The sequence below is a fragment of the Rhizobacter sp. J219 genome (assembly GCF_024700055.1).
In the GTDB taxonomy this organism is placed as follows: domain Bacteria; phylum Pseudomonadota; class Gammaproteobacteria; order Burkholderiales; family Burkholderiaceae_C; genus Rhizobacter.
The window spans coordinates 3,521,043-3,540,905 of sequence record NZ_JAJOND010000001.1; the positions used below are offsets into that span (position 1 = coordinate 3,521,043).

General features: G+C 68.3%; 18 protein-coding genes and 3 pseudogenes. 12 read left to right on the forward strand and 9 right to left on the reverse strand.

Features of this window, described 5'->3' with window-relative positions; genetic code table 11:
- The 3 genes and pseudogenes from LRS03_RS16545 to LRS03_RS16555 all read left to right on the forward strand — a co-directional run bounded on the left by LRS03_RS16545 (window position 1) and on the right by LRS03_RS16555 (window position 2,553).
- Window positions 1–1,359 (forward strand): DUF58 domain-containing protein, encoded by a 1,359-nt coding sequence (locus LRS03_RS16545; RefSeq protein ID WP_257826777.1) that lies wholly within the window; start codon window positions 1–3, stop codon window positions 1,357–1,359.
- 78 nt (window positions 1,360–1,437) lie between these two features.
- The gene (locus LRS03_RS16550; RefSeq protein ID WP_257826778.1) at window positions 1,438–1,974 is read left to right on the forward strand and encodes a DUF805 domain-containing protein; all 537 of its coding nucleotides are present in this window, start codon (window positions 1,438–1,440) and stop codon (window positions 1,972–1,974) included.
- A 2-nt stretch (window positions 1,975–1,976) separates the two neighbouring features.
- A pseudogene (locus LRS03_RS16555) lies at window positions 1,977–2,553 on the forward strand (cob(I)yrinic acid a,c-diamide adenosyltransferase).
- 12 nt (window positions 2,554–2,565) lie between these two features.
- Here LRS03_RS16555 and LRS03_RS16560 read toward each other — a convergent pair.
- On the reverse strand, window positions 2,566–3,684 hold the full coding sequence (locus LRS03_RS16560; protein WP_257826780.1) for a 3-deoxy-7-phosphoheptulonate synthase: 1,119 nt from the start codon (window positions 3,682–3,684) through the stop codon (window positions 2,566–2,568).
- A 400-nt stretch (window positions 3,685–4,084) separates the two neighbouring features.
- Between LRS03_RS16560 and LRS03_RS16565 the strand changes: the two genes are divergently transcribed.
- The gene (locus LRS03_RS16565) at window positions 4,085–4,486 is read left to right on the forward strand and encodes a hypothetical protein (protein WP_257826781.1); all 402 of its coding nucleotides are present in this window, start codon (window positions 4,085–4,087) and stop codon (window positions 4,484–4,486) included.
- A 19-nt stretch (window positions 4,487–4,505) separates the two neighbouring features.
- Here the strand turns inward: LRS03_RS16565 and tldD are convergent, their stop codons facing one another.
- Window positions 4,506–5,981, reverse strand: a complete 1,476-nt coding sequence (tldD, locus tag LRS03_RS16570) for a metalloprotease TldD (RefSeq protein WP_257829584.1) — start codon at window positions 5,979–5,981, stop codon at window positions 4,506–4,508.
- A gap of 181 nt (window positions 5,982–6,162) precedes the next feature.
- Between tldD and LRS03_RS16575 the strand changes: the two genes are divergently transcribed.
- On the forward strand, window positions 6,163–6,501 hold the full coding sequence (locus LRS03_RS16575) for a hypothetical protein (protein ID WP_257826782.1): 339 nt from the start codon (window positions 6,163–6,165) through the stop codon (window positions 6,499–6,501).
- Between the two features lie 19 nt (window positions 6,502–6,520).
- Here LRS03_RS16575 and rsmI read toward each other — a convergent pair whose 3' ends face one another.
- The gene (gene rsmI, locus LRS03_RS16580; protein WP_257829586.1) at window positions 6,521–7,411 is read right to left on the reverse strand and encodes a 16S rRNA (cytidine(1402)-2'-O)-methyltransferase; all 891 of its coding nucleotides are present in this window, start codon (window positions 7,409–7,411) and stop codon (window positions 6,521–6,523) included.
- Window positions 7,412–7,424: 13 nt separating this feature from the next.
- Here rsmI and LRS03_RS16585 point away from each other — a divergent pair, with 13 nt between their 5' ends.
- The 3 genes from LRS03_RS16585 (at window position 7,425) to LRS03_RS16595 (ending at window position 9,118) form a co-directional block, all read left to right on the forward strand.
- Window positions 7,425–7,805 carry a YraN family protein gene (locus LRS03_RS16585; protein WP_257826783.1) on the forward strand — a complete coding sequence of 127 codons (381 nt, stop codon included), beginning with the start codon at window positions 7,425–7,427 and terminating at the stop codon, window positions 7,803–7,805.
- 63 nt (window positions 7,806–7,868) lie between these two features.
- Window positions 7,869–8,465 carry a phosphoheptose isomerase gene (locus LRS03_RS16590; RefSeq protein WP_257826785.1) on the forward strand — a complete coding sequence of 199 codons (597 nt, stop codon included), beginning with the start codon at window positions 7,869–7,871 and terminating at the stop codon, window positions 8,463–8,465.
- Window positions 8,462–9,118, forward strand: a complete 657-nt coding sequence (locus LRS03_RS16595; RefSeq protein ID WP_257826787.1) for a BON domain-containing protein — start codon at window positions 8,462–8,464, stop codon at window positions 9,116–9,118. The genes LRS03_RS16590 and LRS03_RS16595 overlap by 4 nt, the downstream gene beginning before the upstream one ends.
- Window positions 9,119–9,224: 106 nt before the next feature.
- On the opposite strand, the gene LRS03_RS16600 is transcribed toward LRS03_RS16595, so the two are convergent.
- The 4 genes from LRS03_RS16600 to LRS03_RS16615 all read right to left on the reverse strand — a co-directional run bounded on the left by LRS03_RS16600 (window position 9,225) and on the right by LRS03_RS16615 (window position 13,143).
- The gene (locus LRS03_RS16600; RefSeq protein WP_257826789.1) at window positions 9,225–10,118 is read right to left on the reverse strand and encodes an NAD(P)-dependent oxidoreductase; all 894 of its coding nucleotides are present in this window, start codon (window positions 10,116–10,118) and stop codon (window positions 9,225–9,227) included.
- Window positions 10,119–10,238: 120 nt separating this feature from the next.
- Window positions 10,239–11,375, reverse strand: coding sequence for a PilT/PilU family type 4a pilus ATPase (locus LRS03_RS16605; protein ID WP_257826791.1), 1,137 nt, complete (start codon window positions 11,373–11,375; stop codon window positions 10,239–10,241).
- A gap of 33 nt (window positions 11,376–11,408) precedes the next feature.
- Window positions 11,409–12,062 (reverse strand): cyclic nucleotide-binding domain-containing protein, encoded by a 654-nt coding sequence (locus LRS03_RS16610; protein ID WP_257826793.1) that lies wholly within the window; start codon window positions 12,060–12,062, stop codon window positions 11,409–11,411.
- Window positions 12,063–12,099: 37 nt separating this feature from the next.
- Complete coding sequence (locus LRS03_RS16615) at window positions 12,100–13,143, reverse strand: type IV pilus twitching motility protein PilT (RefSeq protein WP_257826795.1); 1,044 nt, start codon at window positions 13,141–13,143, stop codon at window positions 12,100–12,102.
- Between the two features lie 69 nt (window positions 13,144–13,212).
- On the opposite strand from LRS03_RS16615, the gene LRS03_RS16620 reads away from it, so the two are divergent.
- On the forward strand, window positions 13,213–13,899 hold the full coding sequence (locus LRS03_RS16620; protein WP_257826797.1) for a YggS family pyridoxal phosphate-dependent enzyme: 687 nt from the start codon (window positions 13,213–13,215) through the stop codon (window positions 13,897–13,899).
- 99 nt (window positions 13,900–13,998) lie between these two features.
- Window positions 13,999–17,016, forward strand: coding sequence for an L-glutamate gamma-semialdehyde dehydrogenase (locus tag LRS03_RS16625; RefSeq protein WP_257826798.1), 3,018 nt, complete (start codon window positions 13,999–14,001; stop codon window positions 17,014–17,016).
- 22 nt (window positions 17,017–17,038) lie between these two features.
- On the opposite strand, the pseudogene LRS03_RS16630 reads toward LRS03_RS16625, so the two are convergent.
- Window positions 17,039–17,528, reverse strand: a pseudogene (locus LRS03_RS16630) (GFA family protein).
- 65 nt (window positions 17,529–17,593) lie between these two features.
- Window positions 17,594–17,986, reverse strand: coding sequence for a tautomerase family protein (locus tag LRS03_RS16635; protein ID WP_257826799.1), 393 nt, complete (start codon window positions 17,984–17,986; stop codon window positions 17,594–17,596).
- A 95-nt stretch (window positions 17,987–18,081) separates the two neighbouring features.
- Between LRS03_RS16635 and LRS03_RS16640 the strand changes: the two genes are divergently transcribed.
- Together LRS03_RS16640 and proC are read left to right on the forward strand one after the other, a co-directional pair.
- A complete protein-coding gene (locus LRS03_RS16640; RefSeq protein WP_257826801.1) occupies window positions 18,082–18,918 on the forward strand; it encodes a LysR family transcriptional regulator in 837 nt (278 codons plus the stop codon).
- A pseudogene (gene proC / locus LRS03_RS16645) lies at window positions 18,915–19,735 on the forward strand (pyrroline-5-carboxylate reductase). Before LRS03_RS16640 ends, proC begins: the two are co-directional and overlap by 4 nt.
- Window positions 19,736–19,863 lie beyond the last annotated feature (128 nt).

Sequence of the window (19,863 nt, forward strand, 5' to 3'; positions counted from 1 at the left end):
ATGCTGGCCCTGATCCCCAGCCGCGCGTCGGTGCTGGCCCTGGCCGGCACCGCGCTCGCGAGCGCGGCGGCGCTGCTGCTCGGGGCGCCGCTCGACGTGGTGACCTGGGCCTGCGCGGGGCTGGCGGGCGTGGCGGCGGTGTGGGTCGCACTCGACGTCTGGCTCACGCTGCGTGCGTGGCGGCGCACGCCGCTGCGCACCGTGCGCGCCTTGCCCGACGCGCTGGCGCTCGGTGTGCCGCGGGTGCTCAAGCTCACGCTGGTGAACGACAGCGCTGTGCGCTGGAAGGTCGCGGTCTTCGACGAAGTCGACCCGCAGCTCAGCTTCGACGGCCTGCCGCAGCGGGTGACGCTGCCGGCGCGCAAGAAACTCGAACTGCAGTACAGCGTGACACCGCAACGGCGTGGCCCGGTCCAACTGGGCGCCACGCAGCTGCGCCTGCGCTCGCGCGGCGGCAGCGTCGAGCTGCTGCGCACGGTGGGCAACGCGCAACGCCTGCACGTCTACCCCAACTTCGCGGCGGTTGCGCGTTATGCCTGGCTGGCCGGAGACCGGCGCCTGGCCAGCATCGGCATCAAGACCTACCCGAAGCGCGGCATGGGCACCGACTTCAAGCAGCTCGCCGACTACCGCCCCGGCAACCCCATCCGCCACATCGACTGGAAGGCGACGCTGCGCCACGGCAAGCCCATCGTGCGCGAGTTCCAGGACGAGCGTGACCAGCGGGTGATCTTCCTGCTCGACTGCGGCCGGCGCATGCGCGCCGACGAGGGACACCTCGGCAGCCGCGACGGCAGCCACTTCGACCAGGCGCTGAACGCGCTGATGCTCCTGAGCTACGTGGCGCTGAAGGAAGGCGACGAAGTGGGCGCGGTCACCTTCGGCCATGCGCCGGGCCAGGGCCGCCGCTTCGCGCCGCGCAAGGGCAGCGCCACGCTCAACGCACTGATGGCGCAGCTCTACGACGTGGAACCGAGCGCGACCCATTCCGATTACCTGGCCGCGGCCGAAGAGCTGCTCAAGGTGCAGCCCAAGCGGGCGCTGGTCATCATGCTCACCAACTTCCGCGACGAAGACGCCGCCGAGCTGACGCCCGCGCTCAAGCTGCTGCGCAGCCGCCACCTGGTGCTGGTGGCCAGCCTGCGCGAGCGGGTGCTGCGCGAGCTGGCCACGCAGCCGATCGTGGCCGACCGCCACGCGATCGAAGTGGCGACTGCCCATCTCTTCACCCAGGCGCGCAGCGACGCCTTTGCGCGCACGACCGGCCACGATGCGCTGTCGGTCGACGTGGAGCCCGACGCGTTGGCGGTGGCGCTGGTCAACCGTTACCACGCGGTCAAGCGCGCCGGGTTGCTGTAGCCCGACCCGCTGGCTACCATGCCCGGCGCCGTGCTCGTCACGGCCTGCACATTCATTCAATCCAGAGGAGGAACCACCATGTCAGCCGTCAACAACCCGTTCAACCCGCCCCGCGCGGAAGTGTCCGATGTGCACCCCGCCTCGACTGAGGTCGGCGCATTGAAGTATTGGTCGGCCAAGGGCCGCATCGGCCGCCTGCGTTACATCGCGTGGACGATGGGCGCGAGCATCCTGATGGCGATCGTGATGGGCGTGCTCATGGCGATCCTCATACCGACCATGGGCGAAACCGGCGCCACCATCGCAATGCTGGTCGGCTACGTGCCGATGCTGGTCTTCATCGTCTTCGCACTGATCCAGCGCACGCATGACATGGGGTGGTCTGGCTGGATGTGCCTCCTGGCCTTCATCCCCCTGGTGGGTCTGATCTGGGTCTTCAAGGCCGGCACGCCCGGTGCCAACGCCTATGGCCCGCCCCCGCCACCCAACTCAACCGGCGTGAACATCCTCGCCTGGATGCTGCCCGTCATCTTCGTCATCGGCATCCTCGCCGCCATCGCCCTGCCGGCCTACCAGGGCTACACCGAGCGCGCCAAGGCTGCACAGCAGCAGTAAGCATGGCCAACCGCCTCACCCAGATCGCCACCCGCACCGGCGACGACGGCACCACCGGCCTCGGCGACGGCACGCGGGTGCCTAAAACCCACTTTCGGATCGCCGCATTGGGCGATGTGGACGAGCTCAACTCGCACATCGGCGTGCTGCTCGCCGAGCCACTGCCCGACGATGTGCGCGAACTCTTGGTGGTGATCCAGCACGAGCTCTTCAACCTGGGCGGCGAGATGTCGATCCCCGGCTACGAAGCTCTTGAAAGCCGAGGCGGTGCTGCGGCTCGACGAGGCGCTGGCGCACTACAACGCCACGCTGCCGCGCCTGAAGGAGTTCATCCTCCCGGCCGGCACGCGCAGCGCTTCGATCGCGCATGTGTGCCGCACGGTGGCGCGGCGCGCCGAGCGCTCGGTGGTCTCGCTCGCGGCGAGCGAGGCGGTGCGGCCCGAGCCGCGCCAGTACCTCAACCGCCTGAGTGACCTGCTCTTCGTGCTGGCCCGCGTGCTCAACCGCGCCAACCTCGACGGGCTGGGCGGCGACGACGTCTACTGGAAGAGCGAGCGGCTGGCCCGCGACTCCGAGTAGACGCTTTCTCCTTCAGCCTCGCCGCGCTTTAACCGCGCTGCTGAGCACGTTCAGCACTTCGAGTGAATCGTCCCAGCCGAGGCAGGCATCGGTGATGCTCTGGCCGTAGGTCAGCTTGGCCGGGTCGTCCTTGCCGGCACTGAACTTCTGCGCACCCGACTTGAGGTGGCTCTCGACCATCACCCCGAAGATGCGACGCGAACCGTGCGCAATCTGCGAGGCGATGTCTTTCGCCACGTCGAGCTGGCGCTCGTGCTGCTTGCTGCTGTTGGCATGCGAGCAGTCGACCATCAGCGTGCCGGGCAGCTTGGCGGCTTCGAGGTCCTTGCAGGCCGCTTCGACGTTGGTCGCGTCGTAGTTGGGGGTCTTGCCGCCACGCAGGATCACGTGGCAGTCCTTGTTGCCCTTGGTCTCGACGATGGCCACCTGGCCGTTCTTGTGCACCGACAGGAAGTGGTGCGGGCGGGCCGCGGCCTGGATCGCATCGGTCGCGATGCGGATGTTGCCGTCGGTGCCGTTCTTGAAGCCGATCGGCGCCGACAGGCCCGAGGCCAGCTCGCGGTGCACCTGGCTCTCGGTGGTGCGCGCACCGATCGCGCCCCAGCTGATGAGGTCGCCGATGTACTGCGGCGAGATCACGTCGAGGAACTCGCTGCCCGCGGGCACACCCAGGCGGTTGATCTCGGTCAGCAGCTGGCGGGCGATGCGCAGGCCTTCGTCGATGCGGTAGCTCTCGTCGAGGTAGGGGTCGTTGATGAGGCCCTTCCAGCCGACCGTGGTGCGTGGCTTTTCGAAGTAGACGCGCATCACGATCTCCAGCGTGTCGGCGTACTTCTCGCGTTGCTCCTTCAGGCGGCGCGCGTAGTCGACGGCGGCGGCCGGGTCGTGGATGGAGCAGGGGCCGATGATGACGAGCAGGCGGTCGTCCTTGCCCGACATGATGTTGCGCACACGCTGGCGCGTCTCGGCGATCAGCGATTCAGCGGCGGTGCCACGAATGGGGAAGAAGCGCACCAGGTGCTCGGGGGGCGGCAGAGGGGTCACGTCCTTGATCCTTTCGTCGTCGGTCTGGCCGGTCTTGTCGACGGGCGCATACCAACCCTCCGCGGCGCTGCTGGACTTGGCGTTCATTCGAGTTCTCCTCGTTCGTGGTGGCTGTTGTGGCCGATGTGGATGGGGGCAAAAAAACCGCCGGAGGTTCCGGCGGTTTGGTGAGCGGTTGCGTTCGGGTGACCTACGCGCTTGCCTCTCCTCCGCCGGTGCGGTGCGAGAACCAAAAGTAGGCAAAGAAAAAGCTGGCGGAACGCATGGCGCGCAATGTAGCACGGGCACTGGCCGGTCCGTCAAGCGCGCAGTTTTCGACGACTTGGCGTTTTCGATGAACGTGAGCAAGTGGTAACGAATTGTGCGGCGTGCGCTAGTTCCTATCCCGCGAACCAGGGGGTCCATAGCATGGTTTCACCTCATGGCGCACCCACCGGGGTGTGGCCGGCCGGTCCACAACAGCTTGAACTCTCACGAGGGAACCGACATGAACCGCACCGCCTTCTTCCGCCGCTTCAGCCTGGCCCTGGCAACGCTCAGCCTGGCCACCGCCAGTGTCGCGAGCGATGAGGCCCAGCTGAGCGCCGCCCGCGAAGCCGCCGCCTCCGATGCCCAGGTCGCCGTGCAGCTGCAGAACTGGCTCGACCAGCGCGACATCGCCCTGATGGCCCAGGCCGATGGCTTGATCACCAACGACATGCGCGCCGCCGCGGCCGAATACGCCGTGGCCCAGCTGGTCGAGGCCGATGGTTTGATCAGCGCCCAGCTGCAGGAATCGGTGGTGGCCCGCATCGCCGCGGCCGATGGCCTGGTGGTCGACAACGCGGAGTTCGCGGTCAGCCTGCCCGCAGTGCGCCCAGCCCCGATCGTGGTGGCCGGCGGCCGCTGATCGCCACAAGCACAGGGCCTTACTCGGTCCCGCCCACTGTCAGCCGGTCGATGCGCAGCGTCGGCTGGCCGACGCCCACCGGCACGCTCTGCCCTTCCTTGCCGCAGACCCCCACGCCAGTGTCGAGCTTCATGTCGTTGCCGATCATGCTCACGCGCGTGAGCGCGTCGGGGCCGTTGCCGATGATGGTGGCACCCTTCACCGGGTACTGGATCTTGCCGTTCTCGACCCAGAAGGCCTCTGACGCCGAGAACACGAACTTGCCGCTGGTGATGTCGACCTGCCCGCCGCCGAAGTTGGTGGCGTAGAGGCCGCGCTTCAGGCCGGCGATGATTTCCTCTTTGGTCTTGTCGCCGCCCAGCATGTAGGTGTTGGTCATGCGCGGCATCGGCACGGCGGCATAGCTTTCGCGCCGGCCATTGCCTGTGGGTGCGACGCCCATCAGGCGGGCGTTCATCGAGTCCTGGATGTAGCCCTTCAGGATGCCGTCTTCGATCAACACATTGCGCTGGCTCGGGTTGCCTTCGTCGTCGACGTTGAGCGAGCCGCGGCGATCGGGGATGGTGCCGTCGTCGAGCACCGTCACCCCCTTGGCGGCCACACGCTGGCCGATGCGGCCGCTGAAGGCACTCGACCCCTTGCGGTTGAAGTCGCCTTCCAGGCCGTGGCCGATGGCTTCGTGCAGCAGCACCCCGGGCCAGCCGGGGCCGAGCACCACGCTCATCTCGCCGGCCTTGGCGGGGCGGGCTTCGAGGTTGGTCAAGGCGGCCTTGACCGCGTCGTCCACATAGCTCTCGATCACGCTGTCATGGAAGTAGCCGAGGCCGAAGCGCCCGCCTCCGCCGCCACTGCCCACCTCGCGGCGCACCTGGCCCGCGATCGTCTGCTCGGCGATCACGGTGACCGACAGACGCACCAGCGGGCGCACGTCGGCCGCGAGCGTGCCATCGGCACGCGCCACCAGCACCACGTCGTACTCGGCAGCGACGCCGGCCATCACCTGCTTGACGCGCGGGTCCTTAGCGCGGGCAAGCTTTTCCACCTTCTCCAGCAGCGCGACCTTCTGCGTGCTGTCGAGCGTGGCGATCGGGTCCATCGGCGCGTAGAGCTTGCGACTCTCGGCGATGCGGTGGTGGCCGGTGATCTTCACCGTCTTGCTCTGGCCAGCGGCGGCGATGGTGCGCACAGTCTGTGCGGCATCGAGCAGGGCCGCTTCGGAGATGTCGTCGGAGTAGGCGAAGGCGGTCTTCTCGCCCGCCACCGCCCGCACGCCCACACCCTGGTCGATGCCGAAGCTGCCCGACTTCACGATGCCTTCTTCCAGGCTCCAGCCTTCGCTGCGCGTGTACTGAAAGTAGAGGTCGGCGTCGTCGATGCGGTGCTCGGCGATGGTCGCGAGCGCCTTCGACAGCGTCGCATCCGTGAGCCCGAAGGGTTCCAGCAACAAGGACCTGGCCGTGGCCAGGCGCTCCAGGGTGGGTTCGCGCGAGATCATGAAGTCATTGTAGGAGGGGGTCATGTCGCAGGCTTGGGCAAAGACCCTGCCTTGCACGGGTGCCACACGCCCGATCGCTTTCACAGTTCTTTACCCGGCGGGTTGTCGGCCACCACGGATGCGGCGCCGTTGTGAGCCCTGTGCGGCACACCCCCCTTCGACAACCCTTAGGAGATCCAACATGATGAAGCTCAAGACCGTGGCATTGGCCACCACCCTCACCCTCGCCAGCCTCGGCGCTTTCGCACAGGCCGCTTCGGCGCCCGCCACCCTGCGCGCCGACAAACGCGAAGCGAACCAGGACACGCGCATCCAGAACGGCGTGGCCTCCGGTCAGCTGAATGCGAAGGAAACCTACCGGCTCGAGCAGCAACAGGCCCGCATCAATGCGGCCGAAGCCAACGCCAAAGCCGACGGCAAGGTGACCCGCGCCGAGCGCGCACGGCTGGAGCGCAAGCAGGATCGCGCCAGCGCCAACATCGCCAAGCAGAAGCACGACGCGCAAACGGCCAAGCCGTGACGCGCAGGCGCGGCGGGCCTCAGTCGCCCGCTTGCGCTTTCAGCACCAGCGCACGCGCGTAGAGCGCGTTGCGCGGCGCACCGGTCAGCTCGGCCGCCAGGGCCACCGCCTGCTTGAGCGGAAGCTCGGCCATCAGCACACGCAAGGTCTTGTCGTGTGCATCGGCGCCGCCGGGCTCGTCCGCTGGCGCCAGCGCGTGCAGCACCAGCACGAACTCGCCGCGCGAGCGGTTGGCGTCTTCGGCGAGCCAACCCGGCAACTCGACCGCGAATCGCGTATCGACCGCCTCGAACTGCTTGGTGAGTTCGCGGCACACGGTGACACGCCGCTGCGGGCAGTGCTCCGCCAACCCGCGCAGCAAGGCCTCGATGCGATGGGGCGCCTCGAACAGCACCTGTGTCTCGGCCCGCGCCGCCACGGCCTCCAGAGCTTGCGTGCGCTCCCCGCCCTTCGCGGGCAGGAAGCCGACGAAGACGAAGCCCTGTCCCACCACATCCCCCGCGACGCACATCGCCGCGAGCGCTGCACTGGCGCCGGGCAGGGGCAGGCACCGCCGACCCGCCGCCGTGACGGCGGCCACGAGCGCCGCGCCGGGGTCGCTCACCGCCGGCGTGCCGGCATCGCTCACGTACGCCACGCGCTCACCGCGGGCCAGCCGCGCGAGCACTTCGCCGGCGGCTTCGCGCTCGTTGTGCTCGTGCACGGCGAGCAAGGGCTTGTCGACGCCGAGGTGGCGCAGCAGGCTCGCGCTGTGCCGTGTGTCTTCACAGGCCACCGCGTCGACCAGCGACAGCACATGGATGGCACGCAGGCTCAGGTCGGCGAGGTTGCCGATGGGTGTTGCCACGACATACAGCGCCCCTGCGGGATACTGCTGCGCGCCGGCCGCGGCCTGGGCGGCCTGCAGCATCAAAGAGGGAGCGATGGCCACGGTTGGAAAGACCCGCAAGGGAGTGGGAGATGAGGCCGAAGAGCGCGCGCTGCAACACCTGTTGCGGCAGGGACTTCGGCTGATGGAGCGCAATTATCGAGTGGCGGCCGGCCCGCGGGCGCGCGGCGGCGAAGTCGACCTCATCATGGGTGAGCGTGACGGCACGCTGGTCTTCGTCGAGGTGCGCGCACGGCACAGCCGCAGCCACGGTGGTGCGGCCGCGAGCGTGACGCACGGCAAGCAGGCGCGTGTCATCTATGCCGCAAAGCACTACCTGCGCCGGCTCGCCACGTCTCCACCCTGCCGCTTCGACGTGGTGGCCATCGATGCCGACTCGCTCGAGTGGTTGCGCGGCGCGTTCTTTGCCGAGTGAGGACACGGCTCACACACCTTTTGGAACCGGCTGTGCAAAACCCGTGTCATATCATCCGTGCCCATGCTGGAACAACGCATCCAACAGCAGTTTTTCGACAGCGCCGACCTCAAGTACGCGGCCGCTGAGATCCTGTCGCGCCCGATTGCCGATGCGGTCAACGCGGTCGTCGGCTGCATCACCGCCGGGGGCAAGGTGCTGGCCTGCGGGAACGGCGGCTCGGCCAGCGACGCCCAGCACTTCGCCGCCGAGTTCATCGGCCGCTTCGAGCGCGAACGGCCCGGCCTCGCCGCGATCGCGCTGACCACCGACAGCTCCATCCTGACAGCCGTCGGCAACGACTACAGCTTCACCGACATCTTCTCCAAGCAGGTGCAGGCGCTCGGCGCCCCGGGTGACGTGCTGCTCGCCATCACCACCAGCGGCAACTCGGCCAACGTACTGGCCGCGGTGGAGGCGGCGCACGCCAAAGAGATGACGGTGGTCGCGCTGACCGGCCACGGCGGCGGCAAGCTCGGCGAACTGCTGACCGAAACCGATGTCCACATCTGCGTGCCGCACGACCGCACCGCACGCATCCAGGAAGTGCACATCCTCGCGCTGCATTGCCTGTGCGATGCGGTAGACCTGCAATTGCTCGGAGAACAGGAAAACACATGACCCGCTTGCCCACCCGCGCAGCGCCATTTCGCAGCACTCTCATCATCGGCATGCTGGCCGCTACCACCGCCCTGTCGGGCTGCGCCGCGCTGCTCGTCGGCGGCGCCGTCGTCGGCGGCTCGCTGCTCGCCACCGATCGCCGCAGCTCGGGCACCCAGCTGGACGACCAGGCCATCGAGATCAAGGCCAACAGCCGCATCCGCGACCTGCTCGGCGACCGCGGCCACGTCAACGCGACGAGCTACAACCGCCTGCTGCTGTTGACCGGCGAAGTCCCGACCGACACCGACCGCGCCAACATCGAGCAAGCGCTCGCGCGCATCGACAACGTGAAGTCGGTGGTCAACGAACTCGCGGTGATGACCGCCAGTTCGCTCAGCCAGCGCTCGAACGATGCGCTCGTCACGACCAAGGTCAAGGCCACACTGGTCGACGCCGGCGACATCAGCGCCAACGCGTTCAAGGTGTTCACCGAGCGCGGCATCGTCTACCTGATGGGCCGCGTGACCGAGCGTGAAGCCGAACGCGCCGCCGACCTCACCCGCAGCATCAGCGGTGTGCAGAAGGTGGTGAAGGTGCTCGAGATCGTGACCGACGCCGAGTTGGCCGAGATCGACCCCAAGGCTGTGCCGAAGTCCGCTGCGGCCAGGTAGAGCCCCCCAGTCGCTGCGCTCCTGCCCCCAAGGGGCGCCACCCCAGGGGCCCGGCAAAGCCGGTTCCCCGGGGCGTTGCTTGATGTCAGCGTCGCGTTGCTCGCTGTCAGGTCAGACGCTTGATCAGGCTTGAAGTGTCCCAGCGCTGGCCGCCTTGGGCTTGGACGTCGGCGTAGAACTGGTCGACCAGCGCCGTGACCGGGAGCCGCGCGCCGTTGCGCCGGGCTTCTTCGAGCACCAGGCCGAGGTCCTTGCGCATCCAGTCGACCGCGAAGCCGAAGTCGAACTTGCCGTCGATCATCGTCGGGCCGCGGTTGTCCATCTGCCAGCTCTGCGCGGCGCCCTTGCCGATCACACCGAGCACGGCCTTCATGTCGAGTCCGGCCTTCTGGCCGAAGGCAATCGCTTCGGCCAGGCCTTGCACCAGGCCGGCGATGCAGATCTGGTTGACCATCTTCGCGAGCTGGCCCGAGCCGCTCTCGCCCAGGAGCGTCACCGCCTTTGAGAACGCCATTGCCACCGGCTGGATGGTCGCGAACGCCTGGGCATCACCGCCGCACATCACGGTGAGCGCGCCGTTGATCGCGCCCAGGTTGCCGCCCGACACCGGCGCGTCGATGAACTGCAGGCCGCGCGACGTCGCTTCTGCGCTCAACTCACGCGCGACTTCGGCCGAGGCCGTCGTGTGGTCGACGAAGACCGCGCCTTCCTTCATGCCGTCGAAGGCGCCGCGCTCGCCAACCGTCACCGCACGCAGGTCGTCGTCGTTGCCGACACAGGCGAACACGATGTCGGCACCTTTGGCCGCTGCCTCGGGCGTCGAATCGCTGGAACCGCCGTATTCGCCCACCCACTGCGCCGCCTTGGCCGCCGTGCGGTTGTAGACCACCACCTCATGGCCGGCGCGCTTCAGGTGCCCGGCCATCGGATAGCCCATCACGCCGAGGCCCAGAAACGCCACCTTCCGCGGTGGAACGGGTTCGTAGGTTTTCGTGTTCATCGGGTGCCCTTCAAGCAAGCGAAGCGACGCTTAGTTCAAGCAACGCCCCGGGGAACCGGCTTTGCCGGGCCCCTGGGGTGGCGCCCCTCGGGGGCAGGAGCGAAGCGACTGGGGGGCCAATCAAACAATCGTGAGGTGTTCGGTGCCGGCGGAAAGGTCGGAACTCCGGGCCCGGTTGCTGTGCAGCTTGATCTGCAGCCGCAGGTCGTTCACCGAGTCGGCGTTGCGCAGCGCGTCTTCGTAGGTCACGAGATGGTTCTCGTAGAGGTCGAAGAGCGCCTGGTCGAAGGTCTGCATGCCCAGCTCACGGCTCTTCTTCATGATTTCCTTGATCTCGGCCACCTCGCCCTTGAAGATCAGGTCGGAAATCAGCGGCGTGTTGAGCAGGATTTCGACCGCCGCAATGCGGCCTCGGCCTTCCTGGCGCGGCAGGAGGCGCTGCGAGATCAGCCCCTTCAGGTTGAGCGACAAGTCCATCAGCAGCTGAGCGCGACGCTCTTCGGGGAAGAAGTTGATGATGCGGTCAAGTGCCTGGTTGGCGCTGTTGGCGTGCAGGGTGGCCATGCACAGGTGGCCGGTCTCGGCGAAGGCCACCGCGTGCTCCATCGTCTCGCGGTCGCGGATCTCGCCCATCAGGATCACGTCGGGCGCCTGGCGCAGCGTGTTCTTCAGGGCCGCGCCCCAGTCCTCGGTGTCGAGGCCCACTTCACGCTGCGTGACGATGCAGTTCTTGTGCGGATGCACGAACTCCACCGGGTCTTCGATCGTGATGATGTGGCCATAGGAGTTCTCGTTGCGGTAGTCGATCATGGCCGCAAGCGAGGTGCTCTTGCCCGAGCCGGTGGCACCAACGAAGATGACCAACCCGCGCTTGGTCATGGTCACGTCTTTCAGCACCTGCGGCAGGTTGAGACTGTCGATGGTGGGCAGCGTCTGCGGAATCGTCCGCAGCACCAGGCCCACATGCCCCTGCTGCACGAAGGCGTTGACGCGGAAGCGGCCGATGCCTTGGGGCGAGATCGCGAAGTTGCACTCTTTCGTGCGCTCGAACTCGGCCGCCTGCTTGTCGTTCATCACCGAGCGGGTCAGCGCGAGCGTGTGCTGGCTGGTCAGCGGCTGCGGCGACACCTTGGTGATCTTGCCGTCGACCTTGATCGCAGGCGGGAAGTCGGCGGTGAGGAAGAGGTCGGAGCCGTTGCGGGAGATCATCAGCCGCAGCAGGTCGTTGACGAATTTCGATGCCTGGTCTCTTTCCATGGTGTCTCTCTTCCTTCTCTTACTGCAAGGCGGTCAGTTGCTCGACAACAGAGCACTCAGGCGCGCACTCACCTGCCGCAGGCGCAGCGACAGGCGCCGCGACAGCGAGGCCAAAAGGGCCAGGCCAAGACGCGGCTCGAACATGATCATCTCATCCAGGCGCTGCGCGTCGACCACCGCCAGCGTGCACGGCGTGAGGGTCGTGCAGGCGGAAAAACGGGTGCCGGCGTCAAGCAATGACATCTCGCCGAGCATGTCACCGGCGCGCGCTTCCGCCAAGCGGGCCCGCCCGCCCCAGGGTTGCACGCGGTCGACCGCCAGCGTGCCCTCGAGCACGATCAGCATGTAGTCGCCCTGCTCGTCCTGCCCGATCACTTCCTGGTTGACCGGCACAGTGACGAACTGCAGGTACTGGCTCATGCGCAGGAGTTCGTCGGAACTCAGCGCCGCCACGTAGCGGTCTGCGCCCCAGAGCTTGGCGAAGAGCGGCTCGGCCTGCTTGCGCTCCAGCGGCTGTGCGCCGACCTGCTTGGCGCGGTCGGCCCAGGTGGCGAGCTGCACGTCGTCGCCACGGTCGTTGAACTGGGTGGAGAAGTAGCCGTCGTCGGAGGCAGGCCCTTCGTCGGTGCCGCCGCGCCCCGACGAGGCGCCGTTGCCGCGCTTGAGTCGATCCAGGAGTTTCTTCAAGGCTCGCTCGCGGGGGAGAAGACAGGACCCAGGCGGCTCAGCCGGGGAAGTTCTCGGGGAACTTGGCCTTGTTGCGGGCCTCAGCAGGCGAAATGATGTTGCGGCGGACCAGGTCTGAGAGGTTCTGGTCCAGCGTCTGCATGCCCACCGTGTTGCCGGTCTGGATTGACGAGTACATCTGCGCGATCTTGTTCTCGCGGATCAGGTTTCGGATGGCGGCGGTGCCCAGCATGATCTCGTGCGCCGCGACACGGCCGCTGCCGTCCTTCAGCTTGCACAGCGTCTGCGAGATCACGGCGACCAGCGATTCCGACAGCATCGCCCGCACCATTTCCTTTTCCGCCGCCGGGAACACGTCGACCACCCGGTCGATGGTCTTGGCGGCCGAGCTCGTGTGCAGCGTGCCGAACACCAGGTGGCCGGTTTCGGCGGCGGTCAGCGCGAGGCGGATGGTCTCCAGGTCGCGCATTTCGCCCACGAGGATGGCGTCGGGGTCTTCGCGCAGCGCCGAGCGCAGCGCGTTCGAGAAGCTCAGCGTGTGCGGGCCGACTTCGCGCTGGTTGACCAGGCACTTCTTCGACTCGTGCACGAACTCGATCGGGTCTTCGACCGTCAGCACGTGGCCGTATTCGTTTTCGTTCAGATGGTTGACCATCGCGGCGAGCGTGGTCGACTTGCCCGAGCCCGTGGGGCCGGTCACCAGCACCAGGCCGCGCGGCTTGAGCGCCAGCTCGGCAAACACCTTGGGCGTGTTGAGCTGCTCGAGCGTCAGGATCTTCGAGGGAATCGTCCGGAACACGGCGCCGGCGCCGCGGTTCTGGTTGAAGGCGTTGACGCGGAAACGCGCGAGGCCCTGGATCTCGAACGAGAAGTCGCACTCGAGCGTCTCTTCGTACGCCTTGCGCTGCGAGTCGTTCATGATGTCGTAGACCATCTCGTGCACCTGCTTGTGCTCGAGCGGGTCGACGTTGATGCGCCGCACGTCGCCGTGCACACGGATCATCGGGGGCAAGCCGGCGGACAGGTGAAGGTCAGACGCTTTGTTCTTGACCGAGAACGCCAGCAGTTGGGTGATGTCCATGTGTCTTCGACGGGGGTTGTGGCCCGCACGGATCGTGGGGCTGCGCCTCTGCGATAGGCTCGCGGGATTATGGCGACGATTGCAGCGAACATACAACAAGTGCGCGAGCGCATCGCCAGGGCCTGTGCGGCTGCGCAACGCCCCGTGCAAAGTGTCACGCTGCTAACCGTAAGCAAAACTTTCGGCGCCGATCAGGTGCGCGAGGCGGTGGCCGCCGGCGAGACACGCTTCGGCGAGAACTACGTGCAGGAAGCGATCGAGAAGATCGAGATGCTGCAGGACCTGCGTGCACAGATCGAATGGCATCTGATCGGGCCCCTGCAAAGCAACAAGACGCGTGTGGTCGCGAAGACCTTCGACTGGGTGCACAGCGTCGACCGTTTGAAGATCGCCGAGCGCCTGAGCGAACAGCGCCCGCCCGACCTGCCGCCGCTCAACGTCTGCCTGCAGGTCAACGTGAGCGGCGAGGCGAGCAAGAGCGGCGTCACGCCGGACGAACTGCCCGCGCTGGCGCATGCGGTCGCCGCACTGCCCGGCGTGCGCCTGCGCGGCCTGATGTCGATTCCCGAACCGAGCGACGACCCGGCACAGCAGGCCGCGCCCCATCGGCAACTGCGCCAGCTCTTTCATCGCCTGCAGCAGGTAGGGCTGGACCTGGACACCCTCTCGATGGGCATGAGCGGCGACCTGGAGGCGGCCATCGCCGAAGGCTCGACGATGGTCCGGGTGGGCACCGCGATCTTCGGGCGGCGCTGACGCGACTGGATTTTTCACCTTCTTTCCGGCATCGTTTGGATAAATATCCGGCACCAACCCGCATACCTTGGCGACATTGTCAGCAGCCCTGTCGCCGCCATGCCCTCCTCCTTCCCGGCCCCGTCCACCCTCCACCCCCGCCTGCCGGCGCCGTGCCGGCGCGAGGCCGAGCTGCTGCAAAGCCTGCTGCCCACGCTCGCCACCGCGCTCGACTGGCCCCGTGTCGTCACCACCGCCCGGCCCTGGGTGCAGGCCGTGCGCGACAAGCCGGCCCCGTTCTGGGCCATGGAGTCGCTGCTGCGCGAGTACCCGATCTCCAGCGCCGAAGGCCTCGCCCTGATGCGGCTGGCCGAAGCCCTACTGCGCGTGCCCGACACCGAGACCGCGATTGCGCTGACCGCCGACCAGCTCGGCCGCGCCGCCTTCGACGCGCAGGCCGAAGGTCCGCACAAGATGCTGGCCACCCTGTCGGCGAGCGCCATCGGCCTGTCGAAGCGGTTCCTTCCCGACAGCCCCGGCGACCATGGCCTCATCAAGCGCCTCGGCGCCCAGACCGTGGTCGCCGCCACCGTGCGCGCCATCCAGCTGCTCGGCCGCCAGTTCGTGCTCGGCCGCTCGATCCGCGAAGCAATGAACGAAGCCGCCCAGGCCCGCGAACACCAGCCCGGCCTGCGCTTCAGCTACGACATGCTGGGCGAAGGTGCACGCACCGAAGCCGACGCGCAGCGCTACCTCGCGGCCTACCTGAATGCGCTGGAGGCCATCGCCGCAGGCCAACAACAACGGGGCGCCACCGGCGACCCCACCACCGCCGACGGCATCTCGATCAAGCTCTCCGCGCTTTTTTCACGTTATGAAGAGTTGCAGCGCGAACGGGTCTTCGCCGAGCTGCTGCCGCGGGTGTGGCAGCTGGTCGAACGTGCCGCGCAGGCCCACCTCAACCTGACGATTGACGCCGAGGAGAGCGAGCGCCTCGAACTCTCGCTCGACGTGCTGGACGCGCTCGCCGCGCGCATCGCGGCCACCCACCCGCACTGGCGCGGCTTCGGCCTCGCGGTGCAGGCCTACCAGACGCGGGCGCTCGACACGGTCCACGCAGTCGCCCGCATCGCACGCCGGCATGGCCTGCGATTCATGGTGCGGCTGGTCAAGGGCGCGTACTGGGACGGTGAAGTCAAGCGTGCGCAAGAGCTGGGGCTGCCCGGCTACCCGGTCTTCACCCACAAGCACCACACCGACATCTCCTACCTCGCCTGCGCACAGGCGCTGCTGTCGCATGCCGGCGTGATCTATCCGCAGTTCGCCACCCACAACGCCGGCACCATCGCCGCCATCCTGCAGATGGCGCACCAGGCCAACGCGCCCTTCGAGATGCAGCGCCTGCACGGCATGGGCGAGGGGGTCTACCGCGAGGTGATGAAGGACCCGTCGGTGGCTGTGAGGGTGTATGCCCCGGTCGGCGAGCACCGCGACCTCCTGGCCTACCTCGTGCGACGCTTGCTGGAGAACGGCGCCAACTCCTCCTTCGTGCACCAGCTGGCCGACGACGAGGTGCACCCCGACGAGCTGCTCGCCTCGCCGCTCGTGCCCTCGGCCTCGCCGGGCCTGCCCTTGCCGGTCGATCTGTACGGCCCCCGGCGCGCAAACGCCAGAGGCGCCGACCCGACCAACCGCGACGAACGTGCCGCGCTCGACGCCGCACTGGCCTCGGCCCGCCTGCAGCCGATCGCACTGGCGAGCACGGCCGACATCGCCCCCACGATGGCCCGCCTGCAGCAAGGCCACGACGGCTGGAACCGCACAGCGCTCTCCGCGCGGGCCAACATCCTGCGGCGCGCGGCCGACATGCTCGACGCACGACTGCCCGAGTTCTGCGGCCTGCTGGTGCGCGAGGCGCACAAGACGATGGGCGATGCGATCGCCGAAGTGCGCGAAGCGGTCGACTTCTGCCGCTACTACGCCGAGCAGGCCGAAGAGCGCCTCGCGCCGCAGTCGCTGCCCGGCCCCACCGGCGAGAGCAACACGCTGAGCCTGCACGGGCGAGGTGTCTTCGTGTGCATCAGCCCGTGGAACTTCCCGCTCGCCATCTTCACCGGCCAGGTGGTGGCCGCGCTCGTGGCCGGCAACAGCGTCGCGGCCAAACCCGCCGAACAGACACCCGCGGTGGCCCAGCGCATGGTCACGCTGCTGCACGAGGCCGGTGTGCCGCGCGAGGCCCTCGCCCTGCTGCACGGCCCCGGCGAGACCATCGGCGCCGCCCTCGTCGCCGACCCGCGCACCGCCGGCGTCTGCTTCACCGGCTCGACCGCCGTCGCCCGGGCCATCAACCGCAGCCTGGCGGCGAAAGACGGCCCGATCGTGCCGCTGATCGCCGAGACCGGCGGCCTCAACGCGATGGTGGTCGACAGCACCGCCCTGCCCGAGCAGGTGGTCGACGCGGTGGTGCAAAGCGCCTTCCGCTCCGCCGGCCAGCGCTGCTCGGCGCTGCGCCTCCTGTGCGTGCACGAGAGCGTGGCCGACACCGTGATCGAGATGCTGCGCGGCGCGATGGCCGAGCTGAGCCTCGGCGACCCGGCCCGGCCCGACACCGACGTCGGCCCGGTCATCGACGACGAGGCCTTCGGGAACCTGCAACGCCACATCGCCCGCCTGCGCCGCGAGGCCACGCTGATCGGCGAAACGCCGTCGCGCCACGGCGTCACGAGCACGCCGCGCCTCGTCGCCCCCATCGCCTTCGAGCTGCCGCGCATCGCCGACCTCACGCAGGAGATCTTCGGCCCGGTGCTGCACGTCGTGCGCTGGCGCGGCGACCCGGACGCGGTGATGGCCGAGATCAACGCCCTCGGCTACGGCCTCACGCTCGGCTTGCAGACACGCATCGACGGCCGTGCGCACCAGCTCGCCGAAGCTGCCCGCATCGGCAACATCTACGTCAACCGCAACATGATCGGCGCGGTGGTCGGCGTGCAGCCCTTCGGCGGCGAAGGCCTGTCGGGCACCGGCCCGAAGGCGGGCGGGCCGCACTACCTCTACCGCTTCTGCGCCGAGCGCACGCTGACGGTCAACACGGCGGCGGCAGGCGGCAATGCGGCGCTGCTCGCAGGCTTGCGCAACTAGGGCCTGTTAACACCAAAAGGCCCTAGACGCTTTCGACGCCGTGCCGCTGGTGCCATTCGCGCAGCGATTCGCTCGGCCAGGTCTGGCAATGCACATGGCCCCGCCCCTTGGGCACGTCGACCCAGGGCGCGACCCACTGAAGCGCCGCCTCGACCACCTCCTTCGGCTTGGGCAGCGGCGTGTCGATGGCCGACGCATGCGGATGCACGAGTCTCGGGCCAGCGGGGGTCCCACAGCCACAAGGCGCTGCCGCACCGCTTGCAGAAATGGCGGCCGGCCTTCGAACGGGTCGCGCGCTTGCCCGGCTCGCGCATCACCGCGTGATAGATGGAGACGTTCTTCTGCCCCGACACGCGCAGCGTGGTCGCATCGCCACCGAGGTTGATCGAATACCCGCCTCCGCCGGCCGTCTTGCGGCAGATCGAGCAATGGCAGTGCATGAAAGGCTGCGGGCTGTGCGATTCGAGGCTGAAGCGCACGGCGCCGCAATGGCAGGAACCTTCCAGGTGCATGGGCGTCTCCGGCGATGTGTCTGCCGCATGGTGCGGCAGGTGGCTCGCCGAGACGGCATCAGGGTTCAACCGTGCTGGTAACGGTGCTCCTGCGTGCGCCCCGCAAAGCCATAGGCGCTGCCGCGCAGGTCGGCCACATGCGCATACGAATGCTCCGCCGCGCCGCCCAGCAGCTCGTCCATCGCCCGGTGCACGGCCCCGAGGTAGTCGGCCTTCTCGCGCTTGGTGTTGGTCTCGTCGGTGATGCTCACCATCCAGTGGTAGCTGCGCTTCGGTGCCCCCGCGAGCGGCCGACCGGCAATGAACCAGCGGGAAGGCGCGATGAAGTCGATCACCACCGCCGTGTGCTCGCGGTTCTTGCCGAGCAGCTTCGACGTGAGTGCGGTGCCGGTCTCGGCCACACGCTGGGCCAGGACGTCGTCTTGCGGGCCGGAGATCTGGATGTGCAGGTAAGGCATGTATCGCTCCTTGGTTGAACTTGACAGCCTCACTCTAGGAGTCGAGCATTCATCCGAGAAGCAGTTTGATTTTGTGACATTCATCAGAGTTGCAGATGACCGACCTCGACCCCCTCTGGCTGCGCAGCTTCGTCGCGGTGGCCGACACCGGCTCTGTGACGCGCGCCGCGCAGCAGGTGCACCGCACGCAGTCGGCCGTCAGTACGCACCTGCAGCAGCTGGAGACGTCGCTCGGCGTGCGCCTGGCCGAGCGCAGCACCCGCTCGCTCGCGCTCACCGCCGAGGGCGAGCGCTTCCTGCCGCATGCCCGCCGGCTGCTCGACTGGCAGGCCGACGCCCGCGCCGCCGTGCAGCCGGCCGTCGAGGAAGAAGTGCGCCGCATCGGCATCAGCGAGTACTTCATGCCGGCCCGCCTCGGCGAGCTGCTCGCGCTGCTGCACGACCGCACGCCTGGCGTGCGCTTCGAGCTGCTGTGGGCCAGCTCGGCGTCGCTGCAGCAGCTGTGGCAGGCCGGCGCGATGGACCTGGCAGTGTTCACGAGCGACGACCCGATTCCCGGTGCCCGGCTCATCCGGCGCGAGCCGCTCGCCTGGGTGCACGCCGAGCGTTATGCGGTGCCAGCCCACAACCCCGCGCCGCTGGTGTTGCTGGGACCGGACTGCCCGGTGCGCCGCATGGCACTCGCCGCCCTGGCCCGCGCGGGCCGCACGCACCACCTGCGACTGAGCTGCACCGGCGCGCATGGGGCGATGGCGGCCCTGCGCGCCGGCTGGGGCATCGGCTGCCTGAACCAGTCGGCACTGCCGCCCGACCTCGTGGCCCTGTCGGCCTCGCACCGCTGGCCCTCGCCCGGCCGACTATCCTTCTACTCCCTCACCCGCCCCGCCCTGCAGGCCACCGAGCGTGAACTGCGGCGCTGGGCCTCTGCATGAACAACACCATGAACACGATTGCATTCATCGGCGGCGGCAACATGGCCAGCGCCATCATCGGCGGCCTGCTCAAGAGCGGCCGTGCGCCCGGCGACATCCTGGTGCTGGAGCCCAACGCCGACCAGCGCTCGCGGCTGCAGCGAGAGCTGTCGGTCATCACGCTCGAAGCGCCCGGCTCGGTGCTGCAGCGCGCGGCCACCGTCGTGTGGGCAATCAAGCCGCAGAACTTCAAGGCCGCGGCCGAGGCCAGCCTGCAGCACATCGACAAGGCCTTGCAGTTCAGCGTGATGGCCGGCATCCGCAGCGAGGACATGGCCCGTGCACTCGGCACCGAGCGCATCGTGCGCTCCATGCCCAACACGCCGGCCCTCATCGGCCAGGGCATCGCCGGCCTCTACGCGCGGCCGGCCGTCACACCCGTCGAACGCAAGGAGATCGAACGCCTGCTCGCCCCCACCGGCCGCACGCTGTGGGTGAACGCCGAGCACGACCTCGATGCGGTGACCGCGATGTCGGGCTCGGGCCCGGCCTACGTCTTCTACTTCGTCGAAGCCATGATGCAGGCCGCCGTCGAGATGGGGCTCACCGAGGAACAGGGCAAGACACTCGCGCTGGCCACGTTCCAGGGTGCGAGCGCGCTGGCCCTGGCCTCGCCCGAGCCGCCGTCGGTGCTGCGCGAACGGGTCACGTCCAAGGGGGCACCACCTATGCGGCGCTCACCTCGATGGAAGGCAGCGGCGTGAAGCCCGCCATCGTCAAGGCCCTGAAAGCCGCGCAGCGCCGCGCCGCCGAACTGGGCGACGAGTTCGGGCGCTGAGTTCGGCGCTGAGTGCGCTATGCCGGCGGTCATGCAAAGGCAGCATGGCCGACCGGGCGCCACGGGCCTACAGTCTCCGCCAGCGGTGCGCCGCGCCACGAGTGCGCCCGCACCGGGCACCCCACCCG